The sequence below is a fragment of the Photobacterium kasasachensis genome, from assembly GCF_050336885.1.
Classification (GTDB): Bacteria; Pseudomonadota; Gammaproteobacteria; order Enterobacterales; family Vibrionaceae; genus Photobacterium; species Photobacterium kasasachensis.
Genome location: NZ_JAKJSH010000004.1, coordinates 191,570 through 210,029, shown reverse-complemented (window position 1 = coordinate 210,029; position 18,460 = coordinate 191,570). Strand labels below are relative to the sequence as shown.

At 48.2% G+C, this 18,460-nt stretch carries 19 protein-coding genes; 9 read left to right on the top strand and 10 right to left on the bottom strand.

Annotation, left to right across the window (positions count from 1 at the left end):
* The first annotated feature begins 55 nt into the window (after positions 1–55).
* Positions 56–745, top strand: coding sequence for a hypothetical protein (locus L4D19_RS00990; protein WP_428450755.1), 690 nt, complete (start codon positions 56–58; stop codon positions 743–745).
* 32 nt (positions 746–777) lie between these two features.
* Here L4D19_RS00990 and L4D19_RS00985 read toward each other — a convergent pair whose 3' ends face one another.
* A complete protein-coding gene (locus tag L4D19_RS00985; RefSeq protein WP_428450754.1) occupies positions 778–1,950 on the bottom strand; it encodes a cation:proton antiporter domain-containing protein in 1,173 nt (390 codons plus the stop codon).
* 454 nt (positions 1,951–2,404) lie between these two features.
* Positions 2,405–2,956 carry a DUF6942 family protein gene (locus L4D19_RS00980; protein WP_428450753.1) on the bottom strand — a complete coding sequence of 184 codons (552 nt, stop codon included), beginning with the start codon at positions 2,954–2,956 and terminating at the stop codon, positions 2,405–2,407.
* Positions 2,957–3,069: 113 nt separating this feature from the next.
* On the opposite strand from L4D19_RS00980, the gene L4D19_RS00975 reads away from it, so the two are divergent.
* From L4D19_RS00975 to L4D19_RS00945, 7 genes are all read left to right on the top strand, one after another.
* Positions 3,070–3,396: a hypothetical protein gene (locus L4D19_RS00975; protein ID WP_428450752.1), complete on the top strand. Its 327-nt coding sequence runs from the start codon at positions 3,070–3,072 to the stop codon at positions 3,394–3,396.
* A 520-nt stretch (positions 3,397–3,916) separates the two neighbouring features.
* Positions 3,917–4,573: a 2OG-Fe dioxygenase family protein gene (locus L4D19_RS00970; RefSeq protein ID WP_075767654.1), complete on the top strand. Its 657-nt coding sequence runs from the start codon at positions 3,917–3,919 to the stop codon at positions 4,571–4,573.
* Complete coding sequence (locus tag L4D19_RS00965; RefSeq protein ID WP_428450751.1) at positions 4,557–5,798, top strand: cysteine desulfurase-like protein; 1,242 nt, start codon at positions 4,557–4,559, stop codon at positions 5,796–5,798. The genes L4D19_RS00970 and L4D19_RS00965 overlap by 17 nt, the downstream gene beginning before the upstream one ends.
* A gap of 491 nt (positions 5,799–6,289) precedes the next feature.
* On the top strand, positions 6,290–7,777 hold the full coding sequence (locus L4D19_RS00960) for a TolC family protein (protein WP_428450750.1): 1,488 nt from the start codon (positions 6,290–6,292) through the stop codon (positions 7,775–7,777).
* A complete protein-coding gene (locus L4D19_RS00955) occupies positions 7,774–8,748 on the top strand; it encodes an HlyD family secretion protein (RefSeq protein ID WP_428450749.1) in 975 nt (324 codons plus the stop codon). Before L4D19_RS00960 ends, L4D19_RS00955 begins: the two co-directional genes overlap by 4 nt.
* Positions 8,749–8,753: 5 nt before the next feature.
* On the top strand, positions 8,754–9,926 hold the full coding sequence (locus L4D19_RS00950; protein WP_428450748.1) for an ABC transporter permease: 1,173 nt from the start codon (positions 8,754–8,756) through the stop codon (positions 9,924–9,926).
* Entirely contained in the window at positions 9,923–11,068 is a 1,146-nt protein-coding gene (locus L4D19_RS00945; protein WP_428450747.1) for an ABC transporter permease, read from the top strand. Before L4D19_RS00950 ends, L4D19_RS00945 begins: the two co-directional genes overlap by 4 nt.
* A 43-nt stretch (positions 11,069–11,111) precedes the next feature.
* Here L4D19_RS00945 and L4D19_RS00940 read toward each other — a convergent pair whose 3' ends face one another.
* From L4D19_RS00940 to ovoA, 6 genes are all read right to left on the bottom strand, one after another.
* The gene (locus tag L4D19_RS00940; RefSeq protein ID WP_075767659.1) at positions 11,112–11,594 is read right to left on the bottom strand and encodes a CreA family protein; all 483 of its coding nucleotides are present in this window, start codon (positions 11,592–11,594) and stop codon (positions 11,112–11,114) included.
* Positions 11,595–11,692: 98 nt separating this feature from the next.
* Entirely contained in the window at positions 11,693–12,733 is a 1,041-nt protein-coding gene (locus tag L4D19_RS00935) for a hypothetical protein (RefSeq protein WP_428450746.1), read from the bottom strand.
* A gap of 70 nt (positions 12,734–12,803) precedes the next feature.
* Entirely contained in the window at positions 12,804–13,253 is a 450-nt protein-coding gene (locus tag L4D19_RS00930) for an META domain-containing protein (RefSeq protein WP_428450745.1), read from the bottom strand.
* A gap of 94 nt (positions 13,254–13,347) precedes the next feature.
* Complete coding sequence (locus tag L4D19_RS00925; RefSeq protein WP_428450744.1) at positions 13,348–13,683, bottom strand: hypothetical protein; 336 nt, start codon at positions 13,681–13,683, stop codon at positions 13,348–13,350.
* A 119-nt stretch (positions 13,684–13,802) separates the two neighbouring features.
* On the bottom strand, positions 13,803–14,114 hold the full coding sequence (locus L4D19_RS00920) for a cysteine-rich CWC family protein (RefSeq protein ID WP_428450743.1): 312 nt from the start codon (positions 14,112–14,114) through the stop codon (positions 13,803–13,805).
* A 62-nt stretch (positions 14,115–14,176) separates the two neighbouring features.
* Positions 14,177–16,291, bottom strand: coding sequence for a 5-histidylcysteine sulfoxide synthase (gene ovoA, locus L4D19_RS00915; RefSeq protein ID WP_428450742.1), 2,115 nt, complete (start codon positions 16,289–16,291; stop codon positions 14,177–14,179).
* A gap of 133 nt (positions 16,292–16,424) precedes the next feature.
* Between ovoA and L4D19_RS00910 the strand changes: the two genes are divergently transcribed.
* A complete protein-coding gene (locus L4D19_RS00910; protein ID WP_428450741.1) occupies positions 16,425–16,958 on the top strand; it encodes a hypothetical protein in 534 nt (177 codons plus the stop codon).
* 52 nt (positions 16,959–17,010) lie between these two features.
* Here L4D19_RS00910 and L4D19_RS00905 read toward each other — a convergent pair whose 3' ends face one another.
* Both L4D19_RS00905 and L4D19_RS00900 read right to left on the bottom strand, forming a co-directional pair.
* On the bottom strand, positions 17,011–17,319 hold the full coding sequence (locus L4D19_RS00905) for a hypothetical protein (protein WP_075767666.1): 309 nt from the start codon (positions 17,317–17,319) through the stop codon (positions 17,011–17,013).
* A gap of 551 nt (positions 17,320–17,870) precedes the next feature.
* Positions 17,871–18,410 (bottom strand): GNAT family N-acetyltransferase, encoded by a 540-nt coding sequence (locus tag L4D19_RS00900; RefSeq protein WP_428450740.1) that lies wholly within the window; start codon positions 18,408–18,410, stop codon positions 17,871–17,873.
* Between the last annotated feature and the right edge of the window lie 50 nt (positions 18,411–18,460).

Below are 18,460 nucleotides of genomic sequence, written 5' to 3'. Positions count from 1 at the left end.
ATGTCTTACGCATCAAGGAGTACAACTAGGCTGCATCTTTTTTATGGAGCTTAGCGTGTCTTCTGTATCTTTCTGCATTCCTGCTAAACGTTTATTTTGCTCTTTAGCTTTACTGTTGCCTGTTTTGGCCTTGCCGTTCGCTGCCAGTGCATCTGGTTTGCGCTTGCTCGATGATTTTTATCTGAACGACAAGGCCGAGGATATCCGCTCCTTGCCCGGCGCATTTGATTGCTCTGATTTGTATAGTGGTAAATTGGCCTATTGTTTTGATCAACTGAAGGTATTTGATGTCGATGACGAGCTGCTGGCCGTCTTTATGGCAGAGCAAAAAGCGCTTTCTGTGGAATACACCACGCCGCTGAATGCTGCCAGTTACAACACTGTACTTGCAGGGCTAAGGCGAAAAGGCCTGGTATTTGCGCACCTGAATGTCAATGATGAAACTCTCGATGTGCTGGCGGGTATACAGCTCCTTGACCGGCAGACATTGGACGAGCAGATGTTCGTTCTGGCTAACCGCTACGATTTTACGGTACCGAGGGAATATCTGTTTCTCGACAAGGGGGCGTTCAACCGTGCCTATCGCCAGGGATATCAGAATATTGAGCAGTGGCTATCGGTCGGGGACTCAACTGACGAGCAGAAAAAGTATGACAGAACCGTGATCATGTCGGTCTCAGCCGAGCAAATTACGGTTACCGTGTCCTATCCGTTTGTCGGTACTGGCACCGGTATCGACGACTGAGCCAGTCTCAAGCAAGCCTGCGCGGCTGCTTTTTAATCCTGACGCAGGTTGCTGGTCATCGAGATTGGTGTCGGGTAGCGCCTGACAACCCAATACGTAGAGATAATGAAAGTTGTCATGGTGGCTGTCTGGATAAACATGCTGGCCTCGACAGAAAGCAGTTCGGCATTCATTGCTGCATAGACGACAAGAAAAGAGAACTCGCTGGCCTGGCTGAGCCTGGCGCCTAGCTCACGGGTCATGCTGGGCTTTTCGTGAGCCAGTGATAAAGCCAGCGTAAACCCCCAGGCCTTGATGACCACAAGAATGATACCGAATAAAATGCCCAGTAAGCTGTAGATGTTGCTGCCCGCCAGATCCATTCTCGCCCCGATAGCAAAAAAGAACAGAATCAGGAAGAACTCTCGCAGTGGCTTGAGGTGAACAGAGATTGCCTGCGAGACACGGCTAACGGCAATTGAAATTCCTGCAATGAATGCGCCGCTTTCATACGAAAGCCCGACCTGGTGGCTGAGTTCGGCCCAGAAAAAGCACCAGGCAAGAGTTGTCACGAAACTGTATTCCTGGATCACGTCGAAACGCTGAAATAACGGCAGGATCATGTAGCGCACACCGAGAAACGCCAGAGAGCAGAGTGCTACGAATTTGAGCAGCATCATTATAAAGGCCACGAGCATGGCATTGCCGCCGCCAATATTGAGGAAAATGATCACAGTGATTGCGATGATATCCTGCACCAGCAAAATACTGGTCATCACTTCGCCCATGTGTTTGTGATGTAGGGTAGTGGTGGGGATCAGCTTCAAGCCGATGACCGTACTGGAAAACATCAGGGCAGCGGCAATGATCAGGGCATCCTGCATCGGAAGCTGGATCGCGAGAGCAAAGAGCAGGGCGCCCAAAAAGAAAAAACTACAGGTGCCCAGGGTGATAATGGAGCTTTCTTTGAATAGCTGGATGAGCTTTTTGGGCTGTAAGTTCAGCCCAATCAGGAATAACAACAGGATAACGCCAAGATTGCCTATCTGAGTAATATGCTCGGCATCCCGAATAACCTGCAGGCCATTGGGGCCGATGAGCATGCCTGCGGCGATATAAGCCAGGATGATCGGTTGACGGGCGTAAAGAAACAGTGTGCCAAGAATAGCGGCGCTGATAACGATAGCGCATAGTTCAAAGATAAGGGGCGCCAGGTTGATCTGCATACACGACACTTCCCGTTGCTCAGGTATTTGCCCAATGGAAAACTATCAAAATGCAGTAGCCTATATACCCAAGCTACCTCAAGATGCTCGTTTCAGCGAGAATTACTTGGCTTGTAGGCTAGGCACCGATTTGAAAATCTAGTGGCTCTAAATTAATAATCGGTAACAACGCATAGAAGCCAAGTAAACTCGCCCTTTGGGAGTGAGCCAGCGCGCCCATTTCTGTGTCAAATAACGTTGAAAGGGAATACCATTCCTACCGTCATTTTCCTTGAACTGAGCACGCTGGTTTCACTCTGAATCCTGCATCTTGAGGTAGCTTGGGTATATTATTCCGTTAGCATTTATAGCAATCAATGGAATTGTAATAAGGATAATACATCTGGCTTGATCCTCATTAGCAACCAGTAGCTATGCATTGGGTTCTTTCCGCCTAACAGACTCAAAGGGTGCGTTAAGCGACAAGAGATTTTATCAGCTTGGCGAGATATTGAATCTTGATATTGGATAATTGCCGATAGTCAAAGTAAGGGCACACTATCACTCGATGCTCTGTATTAATCGCAAACTCGTTATCGAGCCATTGCATCGGACAGGTCAGCTTGCCATCAGCGGTTAACCGCTTGGCATAGGTTCTTCCCATAATGATATGGACAGTAGGGTGCGGTTGGTGCTGAAGTTTTCTTTGCACCACCAGAATTGGCGGGCTAAACATTAGCGAGGTGTGGCTATCGGATTGCAGAAGGTACTGGTCGCGATAAGCCTGCCAGGTGGAGGCTGACTTGGCATACGGGAAGTAGGCGGTATCCAGTTCGAAGATGAGCTTGGCATACACGTTGAAAACCTTGCGCCAACCGTTGCCACAGGCTTGGCCGATAGCTTGAATTTCACCTGTTCCAACAGCTGTTAGCTGGTTCAGTGATGGATAGTTCAACATGCTTGGGCGATTTTCAATATAGGCCGCAATAGCATAATGCGGGCAGCCTAATCCGACTGGAACTGACATTCACGAACTCTATAAAACAGTGTATTTTTGACAGAAGGCTAACTCTGCGCTGACATTTCGGTCAATGATAAACGTATGCTGTAGAGAAATAAATTCATAATTATAGTGAATATATGAAACACTTAACTCCATGTTTTCTTGCGCTTTGTGTAGCATTACTTCCTTCAGCAGCTTTAGCCAAAAAGCACCATCATAAACACCACCACAAGCATCATCACAAGCACCACAAACATTGTCATCATAGTGGCCATCATCACCATGATCATCATCGCGAAGTCATCGTCGTCAACGAACACCACCACTCGTACCATGAGTCCCGACTGCCGGAAATTGCGACCTTTGCTGTGATCGCCGGGGTTTCATACGCCATCATTAATAATACGTTCTATAAGAAATCCGGTAATGAATACCGCTCGGTTGAGCCGCCCGCATATCGATAAAGCCCTATACAGGCAATGGCGAGAATTGCTGTTGCCTGCCTTGGTATTTTTATCCGTTTGATCTTATAAATACGATTTTCAAATTTGAGCTTTGAATCACAAACAGCATTTTATGCTGCTATGGAAGTGCGATATAAGTAAGAAAGAATGGCAATAAATATAAGTATATCAATGCTTTAATCTCGCGGTTAGAAGACTTGACTGCTTTTTTGTATCTCTATCTTTCTGGTTTGGTGTTATGAGCTGGTTATTTGTTCATGTGTGGTTATAAGTTTTGTATTTGTTGCTTTTGGCGAAATTTAAATTGCTAGCTATTGGCAATGCCAGGTTTTTGTTTAATCCTAAATGTAATTCAATTGTTAATGGCTTTGGTGCCCGTTGTAATGCGCCATGAGGTGCAGTAGGGCTGTGACCGGCAATTTTGAACAACAATGCTGAGCATGGCGCTGGACTGGCTTTGGACAAGGTCAGGACAGATGCTGTGAACAGGGACTCAGAAACAGGGATTAGGAGCAAACCGATGCACACTTCGTTAGAGCGTACACTTCAGCTGACTCAACTAAGCGGACAGGCTGTTAACGATCTTTCGCCTTCATTTGATTTCTTGCCGCAAACCGATCACGCTGATGGTCAATACCGCCTGCGACGCTATTCGGTGGTAAAGCTAAAGCAGGGTAACGTTGAGCATCTGGCTGCGCGGCATTTTGTTCAGTCCGGGGATATCAATACGTTTCAGGGGAATGTCAGCCGTAGCTTCGAGACACTGGAAGAATCTATTCTGCGTAGTGATGGTTTGCGTGAAATGTGCGAAGTCTTCAAGCAAGCCAATGCCCTGGATGACGAGCAGGAAATTGAAATCCATCAGATCCGTATTTCAGCGATTGAGGAAGAAACCCTTGTGGCACCTGAAGGGGTTCATCAGGACGGCTTTGATCACCTGGCCGTGATTGGGATTGGTCGCCATAATATCGAAGGTGGAGAGTTTCTGGTGTACAGGGAGCAACATGAGCTGCCATTTTTGAGTATGGCACTGAAGCAGGGTGAGGTTGCCATTCTAGCCGATAGTCAGCTTTGGCACAATGCGCGTCCGATTAAGGCAGTTAAGAAAGATGAGCAGGGATTCCTGGATCTATTTGTTCTGACCGCAAAGGAGCCAACGCATGTCGTTCACGCCTGAAGCCATTCGCCGGAGTTTTCCGGCCCTGAACCAAATCGTTGAAAACCAGCCGGTGTTCTTTTTTGACGGCCCGGGTGGATCGCAGGTGCCCTCGACGGTACTAGACGCAATGACAGACTACCTGGGACGCTTCAACTCGAATTTGGGCGGCGCGTTTTTCTCCAGTGCCGAAACAGTTTCTGTAGTTGAAAAAGCACGGGCATCAGCGCAGGCATTGCTGGGCGCGCCTTCTGCAAGCAACATTGTCTTCGGGGCCAATATGACTTCGCTGACTTTTCAGCTCAGCCGGGCAATTAGCCGGGACTGGCAGGAAGGCGATGAAATCATCGTTACGGCATTGGATCATTATTCGAATGTATCTAGCTGGCAGCAGGCAGCCGAAGACAAAGGGGCTATTGTTCATCAGGTAAAGGTGAATGAGGCAGATTGTACCCTTGATATTGATCACCTCCTGTCATTGCTAAATGCTAAAACGCGTCTGGTCGCAGTGACTTACGCTTCGAACACCACCGGATCGCTGGTGGATGTAAAACGTATTGTTGAGGCGGCACATCAGGTTGGGGCACAGGTTTATGTCGATGCGGTTCATTATGCGCCACATGCTTTGGTGGATGTCCAGTCGTTAGGTTGTGACTTCCTGGCTTGCTCGGCCTATAAGTTTTTCGGCCCACATGTGGGCATTGCCTATATCGCCCAGCAATGGTTACAGACACTTCGTCCATACAAGGTCGAACCTGCGACTGATGAGGGACCCGGACGGTTTGAAACCGGGACCCAGAGCTTTGAAGCGTTGGCTGGTTTAGTGGCTGCCGTTGAGTATTTAGCACAGTGGGGAGATGAGGGAGCAAGTCTGCGCCAGCGTTTGCAACAAAGTTATGCGTTATATCAGCAGCACGAAGTATCCCTGAGTGAGCACTTCTTGCAGCGTCTATCGCAGTACAGCAATATCACGCTATACGGTATTAATGATCAACAGCGGCTTCGAGAACGAACGCCAACCTTTGCTATTCGTATCGACGGTGTGACGCCGGGTGATGTAGCTGTTCATCTGGGTAAGCAACATATGTGCGTCTGGAACGGGCATTTTTATGCGCTGGGGTTGTGTAAGCAACTTGGAATTCTGGATGATGGTGGTGTAATTCGCATCGGATTGATGCATTACAATACCGAGGAAGAAATTGACCAGCTATTTACGGCTCTAGAGCCATTTTTGCAGCGTCAGTAGAAAGCGAAATACCAACAACGTCATACCAACTGCGTTTGCCCCTCTGTCACAGGCTTGGAACTAAGGTTGGTGTTGAAAATAGGCTAGGAATAAAGTGGAGCAGTATCTTTGAGCTGTTCACATAGAAAATAAAGCTAATAAAAGAATGTGTTAAAGCACTGAACAACGTTATGACCCTCTGGCCCGTGATGCATGCATCCGGGCTTTTTTTTCTCTTTTTTTCAGCCCTTCTTATTTCCCTGCCAGTATTCGTTAACAATTATTCTCTTCTATCTATTGTTTTCAAAAATAGCCAAAACAGCACGTTAAAACAGAGGGTTAAAACAACTGCGAAGTATCGTGTCGCCAAAAGAAAATGCAGCCTATCACTTAGCCCCGAGCTTTTACATTTTGTGAAGTGGAAAGTTAGCGTCTACCCTTAGGTTGAGTTTTAGAGTTATTGCTCTAGAATTGTCACCCCTGATAAGTACCAAGGCTTAATGGAAAAAATAATGAGAATAAAGCCTATTGTGGCGATGACGTGTTGTGCCGCTTTGTTGACGATGCCTTTTGGTCGTGTTTTTGCCGGTAGCTATGTATCAGCACCTGTCTCAGAACCAATGACTGACAGTGTTGCCCTGGCCGACCAGCAGGCGGTGAGCTTTACTGACGCCTGGCAAGCAGTGGTTACCACTAATGATGGTCTGGCTGCTGAACGGGCGAATGTCGATCGTGCCAGACATCTCCAGGATGCGGCGAGCGATTTGTATTTTCCGCAGATTTCAGCGACAGCTAAATATACTCGACTGGATAAGCCTGTTGAGGTTAAGCCATCGGACTTAATTGAGAGTATGTCCGATGAGGCTGGCGGGATTGTTGCTGCTCTGGGGCAACAGTTTCACATCAATCCTGCGATGCTGGATCAGCTGTTTACTTCACAGCTGACAGAGCGCGATGTCTTTACCTCTTCGATTCGGGCGGTCTGGCCAATTTTCACCGGCGGCCGGATTACTGCTGCGCAGGATATTGCCAGAGGCCGAACGGAAGAAGCCCGTTATTTGCTGGCCATGAAGCAGCAGGCCAAGTTTGAAGATCTGGCCAAGTTTTATTTTGGTGTCGCCATGACCCAACATGTGCTGCAGACCCGTATTGATGTCGAGCAGGGCCTGAAAAAACATTTTGAGCACGCCTTAAAGCTTGAACAGCAAGGCCAAATTGCCAAGGTAGAACGGCTGCAGGCAGAAGCGTCTTATGACAAGGCGCGGGTAGAGCGCCAGAAAGCAGCCCGGGATATGGAAATTGCACAGGTAGCACTTACCAAGTTGCTGAAACTGGATGTGCCGGCTATTCCGTCGACGCCTTTATTTACCAATACTTCATTGCCGCCAATGAGCGCATTTATCGACAAGACACTTGATGCGTATCCAGGGTTGAAGATGTTGGATGCCAAGAAGAAGCAGGCAAGTGGCCTGATTGATGCCGAGAAGGGGAAGTATTACCCGGAAGTGTATCTTTACGGCAATTACAGCCTGCATGAAGATGACACGCTGGCGGCAAAGACGGCGCCGGACTGGGCTGTCGGTGTCGGGGTGAATATTCCTCTTATGGATAATTCCGGCCGTTCAGGAAAGGTCAAGGCCGCTCACAGCGCGGTAACCCAGGTCAATTATCTGCGAGCACAGGCGGAGCGGGACTTGTCTGTATTAGTAGAGAAAACCTACCGCGAGGCGATGCAGGCACTGGAAGAGTACAACGGCCTTTCATCCAGTCTTCAACTTGCCCGCGAAAACGTACGGTTGCGCGAGAAGGCTTTTAGTCAGGGGCTGTCGACGTCTCTGGATGTGGTTGACGCCGAGCTATATCAGGCCAGCGTCCGTACGCAGCGTTCTGCTGCGGCATTTCAGTATGTGATTTCATTATCACGCCTTCTGGCCGTCAGCGGCGAGATCAGTAGTTTTTACCAGTATCAGCAATATCAAGGTGTAGAGGTTCAGTCATGAGTAAGTTTAAGGCTTTGGCGGCAGTCGTTCCGGCAGCGGCATTGGTAGGCTGGATCGGCTATACCTTCTGGGAGGCTTATCAGCCACAGCCGGAGCGTATGCAGGGGCAGATTGAGGCGCAGCAGTACAATGTGTCGTCAAAGGTGCCAGGCCGTATCGAACAAGTTCTGGTTCGCAAGGGAGATAAAGTCGAACGTGGCGATCTGATTTTTACCCTCCTGAGTCCGGAGCTTGATGCCAAGCTTGAGCAGGCCAAGGCCGGTCAGGAAGCAGCCGGTGCGATGGCGGCTCAGGCCGAGAAAGGGGCTCGAAGCCAGGAAATTGCTGCTGCCCGGGATCAGTGGCAGAAGGCCAAGGCGGCGTCGGCGCTGATGGGCAAAACTTATCAGCGGGTCGATAACCTGTATAAAGACGGCGTGGTTGCCGAGCAAAAACGCGATGAAGCCTATACGCAGTGGCAGGCGGCGCGCTATACCGAGCGGGCTGCCTATCAAATGTTTGAAATGGCCAAAGAAGGGGCACGTGACGAAACCAAACGAGCGGCTATCGAGAAAGCCCGGATGGCGGCCGGTGCAGTGGCAGAAGTAGAAGCCTATGCCGCGGATACGCAAATCGAGAGCTGGCATGATGGCGAAGTGACCCAGATTTTGTTGCATGAGGGCGAGCTTGCACCGCAAGGTTTTCCTGTTGTTAGTGTTGTCGATATGAACGATGCCTGGGCTGTTTTTCATGTTCGCGAAGACAAGCTGAAAGAGTATAACCAGGGTGCCGAGTTCAAGGTGCGGATCCCGGCGCTTGGCGATTTGAAGTACAGCTTCAAAGTCAGTCATGTTGCTGTGATGGGAGATTTTGCTACCTGGCGCACGACTGATCCGGCGCAGGGCTTTGATATGCGAACTTTCGAGGTGGAAGCGCGTCCGACTCAGCCGATTGACGGATTGCGTGTGGGCATGAGCGTCATTGTTGAGTGAGCACCATGATGTTTACTTCACAATTATGCCGCGAGTGGCGGTTGCTGAAAGCTGACGGTTGGCTCAGGGCTATGAGCTTGTGGCTTCCCGTGCTGCTCTTTGTCACCCTCTGGGCAATCTTCTCCGCCGGTATAGCAAGGGATCTGCCGGTAGGGGTGGTCGATCTCGATCATAGCCGACTCTCCCGCCAAGTGGTACGTCACTATGATGCCAGTCCGGCTATCGCCGTTTCCCGGCAATTCATGTCTGTCGAACAGGGGAGTACTGCGCTGAGGGCGGGTGAAATATATGCCTTGGTGATTATTCCCTATGAACTGGAAAAGAAAACATTGCTGGGGCAGGCACCTGATATTACGACCTTTTATAACAGCCAGTTTATTCTGATCGCCAAGCTGGTGAATTCGGCTATCGTTCAGGCCCAGGGGACACTCAATGCCCAGGTGGATACCTTACGTAATATGGCAGGCGGCGAAGCCGTTCCGGCCAGGGCGCTGGGACAGGCCGTGCCAATTCGCTCGCAGGTGACACCGCTGTATAACAGCAATAATCACTACGGCCAGTTTTTAGTGTCCGCGACAATTCCGGCCCTGTGGCAGGTGATGATAGTCGTGACAACAATATTGGCCCTGGCTGCTGAGTGCCGCCAGCAGGGTATCAAGGCGTGGTTGCAACCAGCACCTGCTTGCAACCTGTTCGCCAAATTACTTCCCTATACCTTCTTGTTCTGGCTGCATGGAATACTGTTCCTCTGGGGATTGTATGTACTTCTCGGCTGGCCAATGCACGGTAGCTGGACCATTCTTCTGCTGGCACAACTGCTTACGGTGATTGCCTGTCAGAGCGTAGCGGCGTTGTTCTTTCTGTTGCCGCTTGATGCCACCAAGGCTATGAGTCTGGCTGCAGGCTTTACCGCTCCGGCTTTTGCGTTTGTCGGGGTCACTTTTCCGGCCACGGACATGCCCATGTTTGCTCAGGTCTGGCGGGCAATGCTGCCTGTGACTCACTATCTCGAAGTTCAGGTACATCAGGTCAACCATGGCCAGAATATTATCGAGGCGCTACCTGCTCTCGGGACATTGTCGGTCTTTGCCCTGGCGCTTGTCGTTGCGCTGTTGAGGGTAAGGGGATTGGCCAATCAAGGCAATGACAGAGACAGTCTGAAAGGAGTGACATCATGAGCTGGCGAGCTTTGTGTAAGTTTGAGCTAAACGCCATTTTTACCAACCCGTCGATCCTCTTTACGGTATTTGGCGGCGTGCTGATTTACTCTTTTTTGTACCCGTTGCCATATTCTCAGCAGCTTCCGCGCGAGCAGCAGGTTGTTGTGGTCAACTTGGACAACAGTCAGGTTAGTCGTGAGCTGGAGCGTATGGTGGATGCGACACCGCAGATACAGCTTTCAGCGCGTGCCCAAGGTATTGAACAGGCCAAAGACATGCTCAATGCTGGTACGGTAGAGGGGCTGTTAGTGATCCCAGAGCACTTTTCGCGTGATCTGTTGCTCGGCAAGAGTCCGACCTTGGCCTATGCCGGTGATGCGGCCTACTTCCTCGTTTACGGCTCGGTTGTTGAAGGGCTGGCAACGGCGGGGGGGACGCTGGGTGCCAAGGCCAAAGTATCGAGGATGGTGATGTCGGGAGAGAATATTGCACTGGCTTCAGAGCAGTATTCGCCAATCAAGCTATCTATGCAGCCGGTGTTTAACCCGACGATGGGTTATATCAATTATGTCGTTCCGGCTGTTTTTGTCCTGATTCTGCACCAGACACTACTTATTGCGGTAGCTCTGCTGGGGGGCGGCCAAAATGAGTATGCCAGACAGGGAAAGAACGGTTACTGGCGGCAGTATCCGGCCTTGAAGGTGGCACTGGTTAGAGCCTGCCTGTTTGTGCTGATTTATCTGCCGCTGGTTATGTACTATTTTGGTTTTAGTTTTTCTTTCTATCAGATTAACCAGTTGGCGACTATCCCGGATTTGCTGGCCGTCACGGTGCCGTTTTTGCTGGCGGTGATTTTCATGGGGATGATTATCGGACAGCTGATCCCAAGACGGGAACTGGCGACAGTGGTGGTATTGCTTAGCTCGATACCACTGATCTTTTCGGCAGGATTCATCTGGCCGGTGTCAGCGATCCCGGCCCCTATTACTGCATTGGTTCAACTGGTTCCGGCCACACCGGCAATACATGCTTTTCTGAGGTTGAATCAGATGGGGGCAGATTTTGAGCAGGTCGTTCATTTGTGGGGCCAGCTATGGCTGCAGGTAGCGGCTTACGGCGGGATTGCCCTGTTAATGTATCGTAATCGAAACACACAATAACCATAATTAAAAAGGGAAGTTAGACTTCCCTTTTTTTAACAACTTATTGCTTTATATCTGCGCTAGGCTCGACATAAGCTTTGGTTCCCCAAAGTGGAACCGTAGAAAGGCTATGCTTGAAACTTCCGTCAGTTTCTTTGGTTGTGTAAGACAAGTAGAGCAGGGTTTGGTTATCAGCATCATAGATGCGTCTTACCTTCATCGATTTGAAAAAGATGCTTTTCGACTTTTTAAATACCACTTCGCCTGATTTACTCTTGTCGATGTTAGCGATCATCTCTGGTGTAATTTCGCCTGTCTGGCGGCAAGAAATCGAACTGTCACTCGGATCGGCTAGACTAAAATCGGCTTCGATAGAGGCAATGTGACACGTCACACCAGTAACCTCATCGTCTTTCAGATTTTCAATTTTGATGTCTTTCATGGTGAAAACACCAAGGCTAACATCACCAACCTCATTGTCAGAGCAGCCTGCTAACAAGGTTGTTGCTGCAAGTAAACCTGCAATTAACGGCATTTTTTTCATTCTTCTTCTCCATGCGAAGTATTTGGGCCGGGGGTCAGTGCAGCCGGATATTAGCCAATGATACCAATTTCATCAGATTTACCAATGAAAACACCCAATTATCTCGATGTTCGGTTCCCTATCTGCCACAGTTTTTCGGCATGCGAGCCGATAAGCCAGAAGGTCAGGGCCAGAATGGCAAAGAATACCGTCTTATGGAATGACTCCCAGAAGTACTCGAAATAGCGGGTATAGAGGTTTATCAGCAAAAAGGTGATACCAAAGCTGCGGCATAAGGTGTTGTCTGATTTTATACCCAGGTAGAGAATAGCGAGACAGCAGCCACCAGCAATGAGCGACCAATGCAGTAGCTCAATTTGCTTGACCTTGCTCCAGCTGGCGACGTCTTCGTAGTTGCCGAAAATAGAGAGCAGCCATAACGCTGTCAGGAAGTAGAGCAAACCGACAAACAGGGTGGGCTCCTTTAATTGGTGATATCGCTCTTGTCTGCCTGTGAGTAAGCTCAGGGCGATTACGAACAGTCCGACAAAGACAAACCGTAGCGGTAGGTTCATACCTAAGAAGTAGCCGCTTGAGCCCGCCAGATAACTGGTTTGCGAAAGCACCCAGGCTCCAAAGCTGAATAGGGCAAAAAGCCAGATCAGTACCGATGTCAGGCGAATGCCCAGTACGGCATAGATACCAGTGAGCACCAGGAGCAAAATGGCGTCATGGGTGGTACTAAAGAGTGCTGTTTCGCTGAGAAAGCCGATGGAGACCGCCGTCATCAATACGCCAAAAAAGAAGGTTGCCTCGTTGCTAATATTCTTTTGTGGGTGCTTTTTGCGCCGCTGTACGCCTGCACGATAAAAGAGCACGGCAATGCCGCCGCTGATAACCGAAAGGATGCTGGCCGGGGTGTCGATAATCGTTGCCAGTAGCTCCATAAGGTAGTCATCGGCCAACAAGACGCCAATAGAAATGATGAAGCAGGTGATGGCTATCCAGAATGAGTAAACAGCCAATAGCTTCCAGTCAAAGCCAACCACTTGATAGCTGCCTCGAAGCTGTCTGGCCTGTTCGTCAGAAATCAGTTGCTCCTGCTCCCAGTGCGTGATGGCTGAGTTGAGCACTTTTGCTTTTTGTTTGCTTACTTTCATATTTGGCTTGGCACTTTCCGTTAATCAAAAAGGCGCTAATTAGCGCCTTTTTTAATAATACCGTCCCGATTTACTGGGGAGGTTCCGAGCCCGAGATGGCTTCCGGCATGAATGTCAGAATATGTTGTTCTGAGGTCAGAGTCAGAATGTTGTTTTCCAGCGCGATGCTGTTCCACTTCTGTAGCGACTTGGTCATGATGGACTCTACCGTCGCCTGATCATCCTGAATGCACGCCATTTTGGTTGACCCCATGGCAGTGATCCGGAGTTTGCTCTCTTCAGTTACCTCGACCTGGCCAAAAAAGCGGTTACAACCACTGAATCCGGCAACTTTCCAGTCCGCACCAATTGTCATGCCGGGAGGGGTTCTCGGTTCCGATATATTGACATCTTTGCCATCAATTTTTGTCAGAACCCAGTTATCTTTCAGGTTGTCTTTTGAGAAACCCGTCTGTACTTCTTGCTCACAACCAACCAGGAAAAAAGCGCTCAGTATCCCTGCCTTCAGCAACTTTTTCATAAAAATTACCTCATTACCACGATAATGGCCCCGTGTGCTAATAATAGTATACCCACTTGACTGGGGTAACTCGTTTCGGGGTATAAAGAAATAGTTAGATATTTCCTCGGCCGAAATAGTTCACTTCACCATCGCGAAAATGAAAATCTTCTTTGCTTTTGGTCTTGTAAGCCTGAAGGGCTTCTTGTGCCTGACAGTAACTTTCGTTTTTGCTATATGCCTCGCGGGTGGTATCGATGGCCCGCTCGGCAGCACGACGAATATCTGGGTCGATTTGCGTGTTACTGAAAATAGCGTGCTGCTCGATAAGCAGTTTGCCGACGCTTTCCTTGCAGATTTCCTCGTTCTCGGGCAGAGCGTGAGTGACTTGCGCCTGGGTAAAGCCTGATAGTGCGAGAAGAAGAGGAACAGTACAGCGGAAATTTGGCATCGGACATTTCTTTCAGTGGATAGGAGTCGGTGATTATATGTGCTTAGTGTAAATACTCAACTTTCAACCATAAAAGAACGAATAGATGGCTCAAATATCATACAAAAATGGAATGAGTGTCATATCTCGCGCAAGGGGAGTTTTGACAGACATTCTCGGCACAGGCAGTCTGGCGACTCTATTCCTGAGGTGTCTCTTTTTGTTAGCTCAAAGCACCAGCAGGATGATTTGCCGGCACTGATATCACAGTAGGCTGGTTTTCCGCACGAGCTGCAGGTATGCGTTGAACGTTTGCCTTTTATTTCATCTATGGTCTTGGTCTGTTTTTCATCATTCATCAGGCGCCATCCGGTAATTTCTGTCATGGTTCGAAAGCAACCGCTACAGATCCCTTCGTGGTTCTTACATTTTGCGACACAAGGTGTTTTCACGCGTTATGCTCTGTACTGCTCGTTACGGGAGCAGTACAGTAACACCAAGGCCGCGCGACAATCTAGCGTTTTCGCCAGATGGTCATTTCTGACAGGCTATGCTGGAACTTTCTCTTGGTTTCGCGGATCACGAAGGGGATCTCCTTGACTGCAATAAGCTCGAAATGGGGGATGAGAGTTTCGGTCAGCCCGTCGAGCGTCGTGAAGTTCTCGCCATGCACTTTGATGCCACCCAACCAGTTTGCCTTCGTCGTGTACTCTTCCAGCCAGGTATAGGGAGAGGCGATCACCAGATACCCGCCTTCATTGATCCGCTGGTGGATGGTTGTCAGAAAGGCCTTGGGATCGCCGAGCCTGTCTATAAGGTTTGAGGCATAGATGAGATCATAACCACTGAACTGCGGCTTGAGGTTGCAGGCATCACCCTGGACAAAATTCACTTTTTTGACCTCTTCACTGTAATTTAATTGGGCCAATGTAGTGCTCTTGAATTCTACCAAGTCCCCTTCAGTGCGAATGGTGTAGCGTTTCTCGCCCTGCTCGCTCAGATTATAGGCCTGTTGGATGAAGCGGGCAGAGAAATCAATACCGTCGACATGATCGAATGTCTTGGCGAGCTCAAATGAGGCGCGGCCTACAGAGCAGCCGATGTCTAATGCCTTGGCCGTGTGGCTAAGCTGAATTTCGCCAAGACACTGCCTGACACCGTTAACGCAGAAGTTCGGCACCGAGAAGTACTCGTCACCATAGTGAAACTCCAGATACTGAGAGATGAGTTCATCAGTCTCATAGACGTTAAGCGAGGTCATGCTGGCCGGGTCCTGGTTCGATTCGACGTAGCGGAACCCTGCGTGCTGGTAGAAATGCCGGCGAAAGGCATAGCGTGAAGAGCTGATCGATTCGTTACCGGTTGATATCCATGAGCCGCCTTTAATTAGGTTATGTTTACCGTCAAATGTCGGGGTTGAGAAGTCATCATACAGCGGATGGACCTGAAATCCCTGAAAGCCATCAATGCTGGTCTCTGTCCACTGCCAAGCATTGCCCAAAATATCGCAAAATCCTTCATGTTCAAATCGATCTACCGGACAAGAGGACGCGAAGTAGGCCAATTCGATATTGCCGGGGGCTTCATGCCAGGTCGGTGAGTCGTCTTCGATATTACTGCGCAGCAGATACCATTCTGCCTCTGTCAGCAATCGGATATTGGCCTGAAGCTGTTCAGCCTTCCAGTTACAAAATGCCTTGGCTTCCAGCTGGTTAACTTCCACTGGCCAGTTTAGTGGCAGCGGAACCTCTTCGGTTAGGTTCCGCTGCAGCCATTGGCCGTCAAGCTTGCGCCAAAAGCGTGGCATGGTGGCCTGGGTATACGAAAGCCAAGCTTTTCCCTCGACATTCCAGTAACGGTGTTTGCGGTAGCCATCATCATTAACAAAAGCCATAAACTCTTGATTGGATACCAGGTATTTGGATGCCTTAAAATCATCGACCTTGAATGTCTGCTGGCCGAATTCGTTGTCCCAGCCGTAGGTATTGTCGTTATCATGCTTTCCTAGTGTAATTGTGTTGCCGCCGACAGAGAGCAGCTGATTGGAAGGCGCTATACCTGCGTCCCGGCAGGCTGGCCAGTCGGGATGTGGTGTCACATCACAAAGTGGTAACTGGCGAATGATAACGGATGAGGTTTCAAGGTGGATGCGCTCATGCTCGATTCCCATCAGGATCACCCAGGCGGGATCGCTCTGGGCTATCGGCAGGCCGATCGGCATCTCGTCGATAACTGCGTTTACCTGTTGGCAGACTTGGCTTCGGTAGGCTCTGACTTCACTGACAGAGGGCCAGTCGTAATGGCTTTCGTCGAGATCATCCCATGACATTTCGTCGACACCGATGGCAAACATCGACTCAAAGTGTTTGTTTACTCGGTGATCAATGTATTTACCGAGCTTTAGCTTGTTGATGTAAAAGACGGCAGTGTGGCCGAAGTAGAAGATCAGAGGGTGGCGCAGCGGCTCAGGCTTGCTGAAGTAGGCACTGTCTTTATTGATCACCTTGAAGAGAGATTCGTACAAAGCCCATGTCTGATTGAATGCTTGTTTTAGTTCCTGACGCTTTGAGTTTTCATCGTCACCTGACAGTAACAGGGTCCGAGTGGCTGTAGTCAGTTTGTTATCCATTGAGCTATTCCCTTCTTAAACAGTATCTTTAAACGTAGTCAGAGAGGAAATGGTTCACCAAAACATCGGTGAGATTTTTGCCATACTGGTTAGAGGCGTCATTGCGGATAATTTCACGAGGACATAGGGTTATATGAGAAAGTGGACAGTGCCAACTTGGATATTAGTGGCCACAGGGTTGCTGCTTAATGTGATATCTGCTCTTATGACCAATTTTTTTATTGATGATATAACCCGTCAGACCAATGAAATCATTCAAAGACAGCAAAATAATGAAGAGCTTATAAGCCTTACCTGGCAGCAAGTTGAAACCGTTGAAAGAAAAAGAGAGTTTGTTTTGCAGTTATTATCAGCCAGTCAACTTCATAAGCAACCTATTGTTAAAGAAGTCACGGATCAAGTAATCAATGAGCTGAACTATTGGCTGGATAAAAAAATAGAACGTTTGGTGCTTGAAGATATTCCGGCACTGATGATTGCAATAGATGACATCCAATATCATCAGAGGGAAAAAATCAATCAGTTATATTTGGAAAATTTAGGGTTGCTTGAAATACATGATGATAAAATGAAGTCAATTTCAAGGTTACGAAATTTGGCTTTATTTCTGCAAGTTATAGGATTGGCATTGGTGCTGGCGCGAGATTTGAATCGGCGTGAATATTAGAAGGGTGAAAGTTAAAGGCCCTGATGTAGGGTCAGGGCCTTTGGCATAGTGACTACTTGTTAGTAGAGTGGAAAGCAAAGCGTGATGATTCACGGCCGCTTTCGGTTTTCGCTTTGTATTTGATAGAGCGAGAATTTTCCAGAGTTAGTGGAATAAATACTCGACCTTTATCGTCTGTTGTATAAGACTTTTTCTGCTGTGGAACATTCGCGACTGACACTGAAGCATTCGCTGCAGGTTGTCCGTTTTCCGTAACTGTAACCCATGCGCCATTATGAGTATCAGCAACGCGGATATCTGCAAATGCTGAAGTTGACATTGCGATTACAGCTGTAACAGTTAGTACTTTCAAGCTAGACATAATCTTCACCTCATTAGTCTGTGGCATCAGCCTTTTGTTATATGTGCATAGTGTCCACATTCAAAATATAAGACCTGCCACCAACAACTATATTTCAATAAAATTCCAAAAAAGTTATTTTTATTTTTATTACAGTAGGTTATGGCTTAAATTTTTAGTCTGATTGAAGCTGTGCTGTAAAATAAGTCACAACTTGCAGTTCGATAAAGCAAACTACCTCTTTATTGCTTATCAGTTTTAGTATAGTCCTAACGGAAAAAATCACATTGGAATTTTGAATAGCAGCATGTTCAACACTTTGTTTCTTTGAATGTAATTTCTTATAGAGGTTTGTTATATATACTGTGTGTATTTTAGGTGTTTTATTAGTGATAAAAAATGCATTTATATCAATATATTTTTTGATTGTTATAAATGGGATGATGGGGGCTGTTATTTTATAAATTAAATTTAGTGGTGTTCGTTTAAATGCCCATTTTATAAGTCTATGTTGCTGCTTTATTGCTATATTCTGTTAATGTTCTGTTTATATATAGCTTACTGGCAGAGGATTATGCCTCTGCCATTGCTTTGATCTCATAATACTCAAGATCTTCAGTGATCATATTGACTCTGGCCGCGTCACTTTTTGTCATAACATGCTCCATACCGATTTTTTGCATGATTTTGCCCGGTGACGGATCCCGGCTTAGGTGTTGACCATAAATAGTGTCCAGCTCCAGGCGCTTGAAGCCAAATTCAGTCACCCGTTTAGCAGCTTCCGTACAATAGCCCTGCCCCCAATAAGGCACCCCGATCCAGTAACCTAGCTGGGCTTTTCCGCTGTCGATATTGTGTAACCCGACGCACCCCACAAGCTGATAGTTCGATTTTAACGTGATGGCGTAAATGGCTGAGAGCTGATTTTGCCATCCGGCGAGTACTTTGCCGATCCACTGACCTGCAAAGCCATCGGAGTAGGGGTGCGGTATGTTAATTGCCCCGTTTGCAACGAGCTCATCACCAGCAAGCTTTTGTACCTTGGTTGCATCAGAAAGCTGGAAAGGTCTGAGTATGAGCCTTTCTGTTGTTAATAGAGGTTGGTGTCTCATCGTTCCGTCCTAACGAAAAGTACAGCATGTTAAAATGGAATTATTAAATC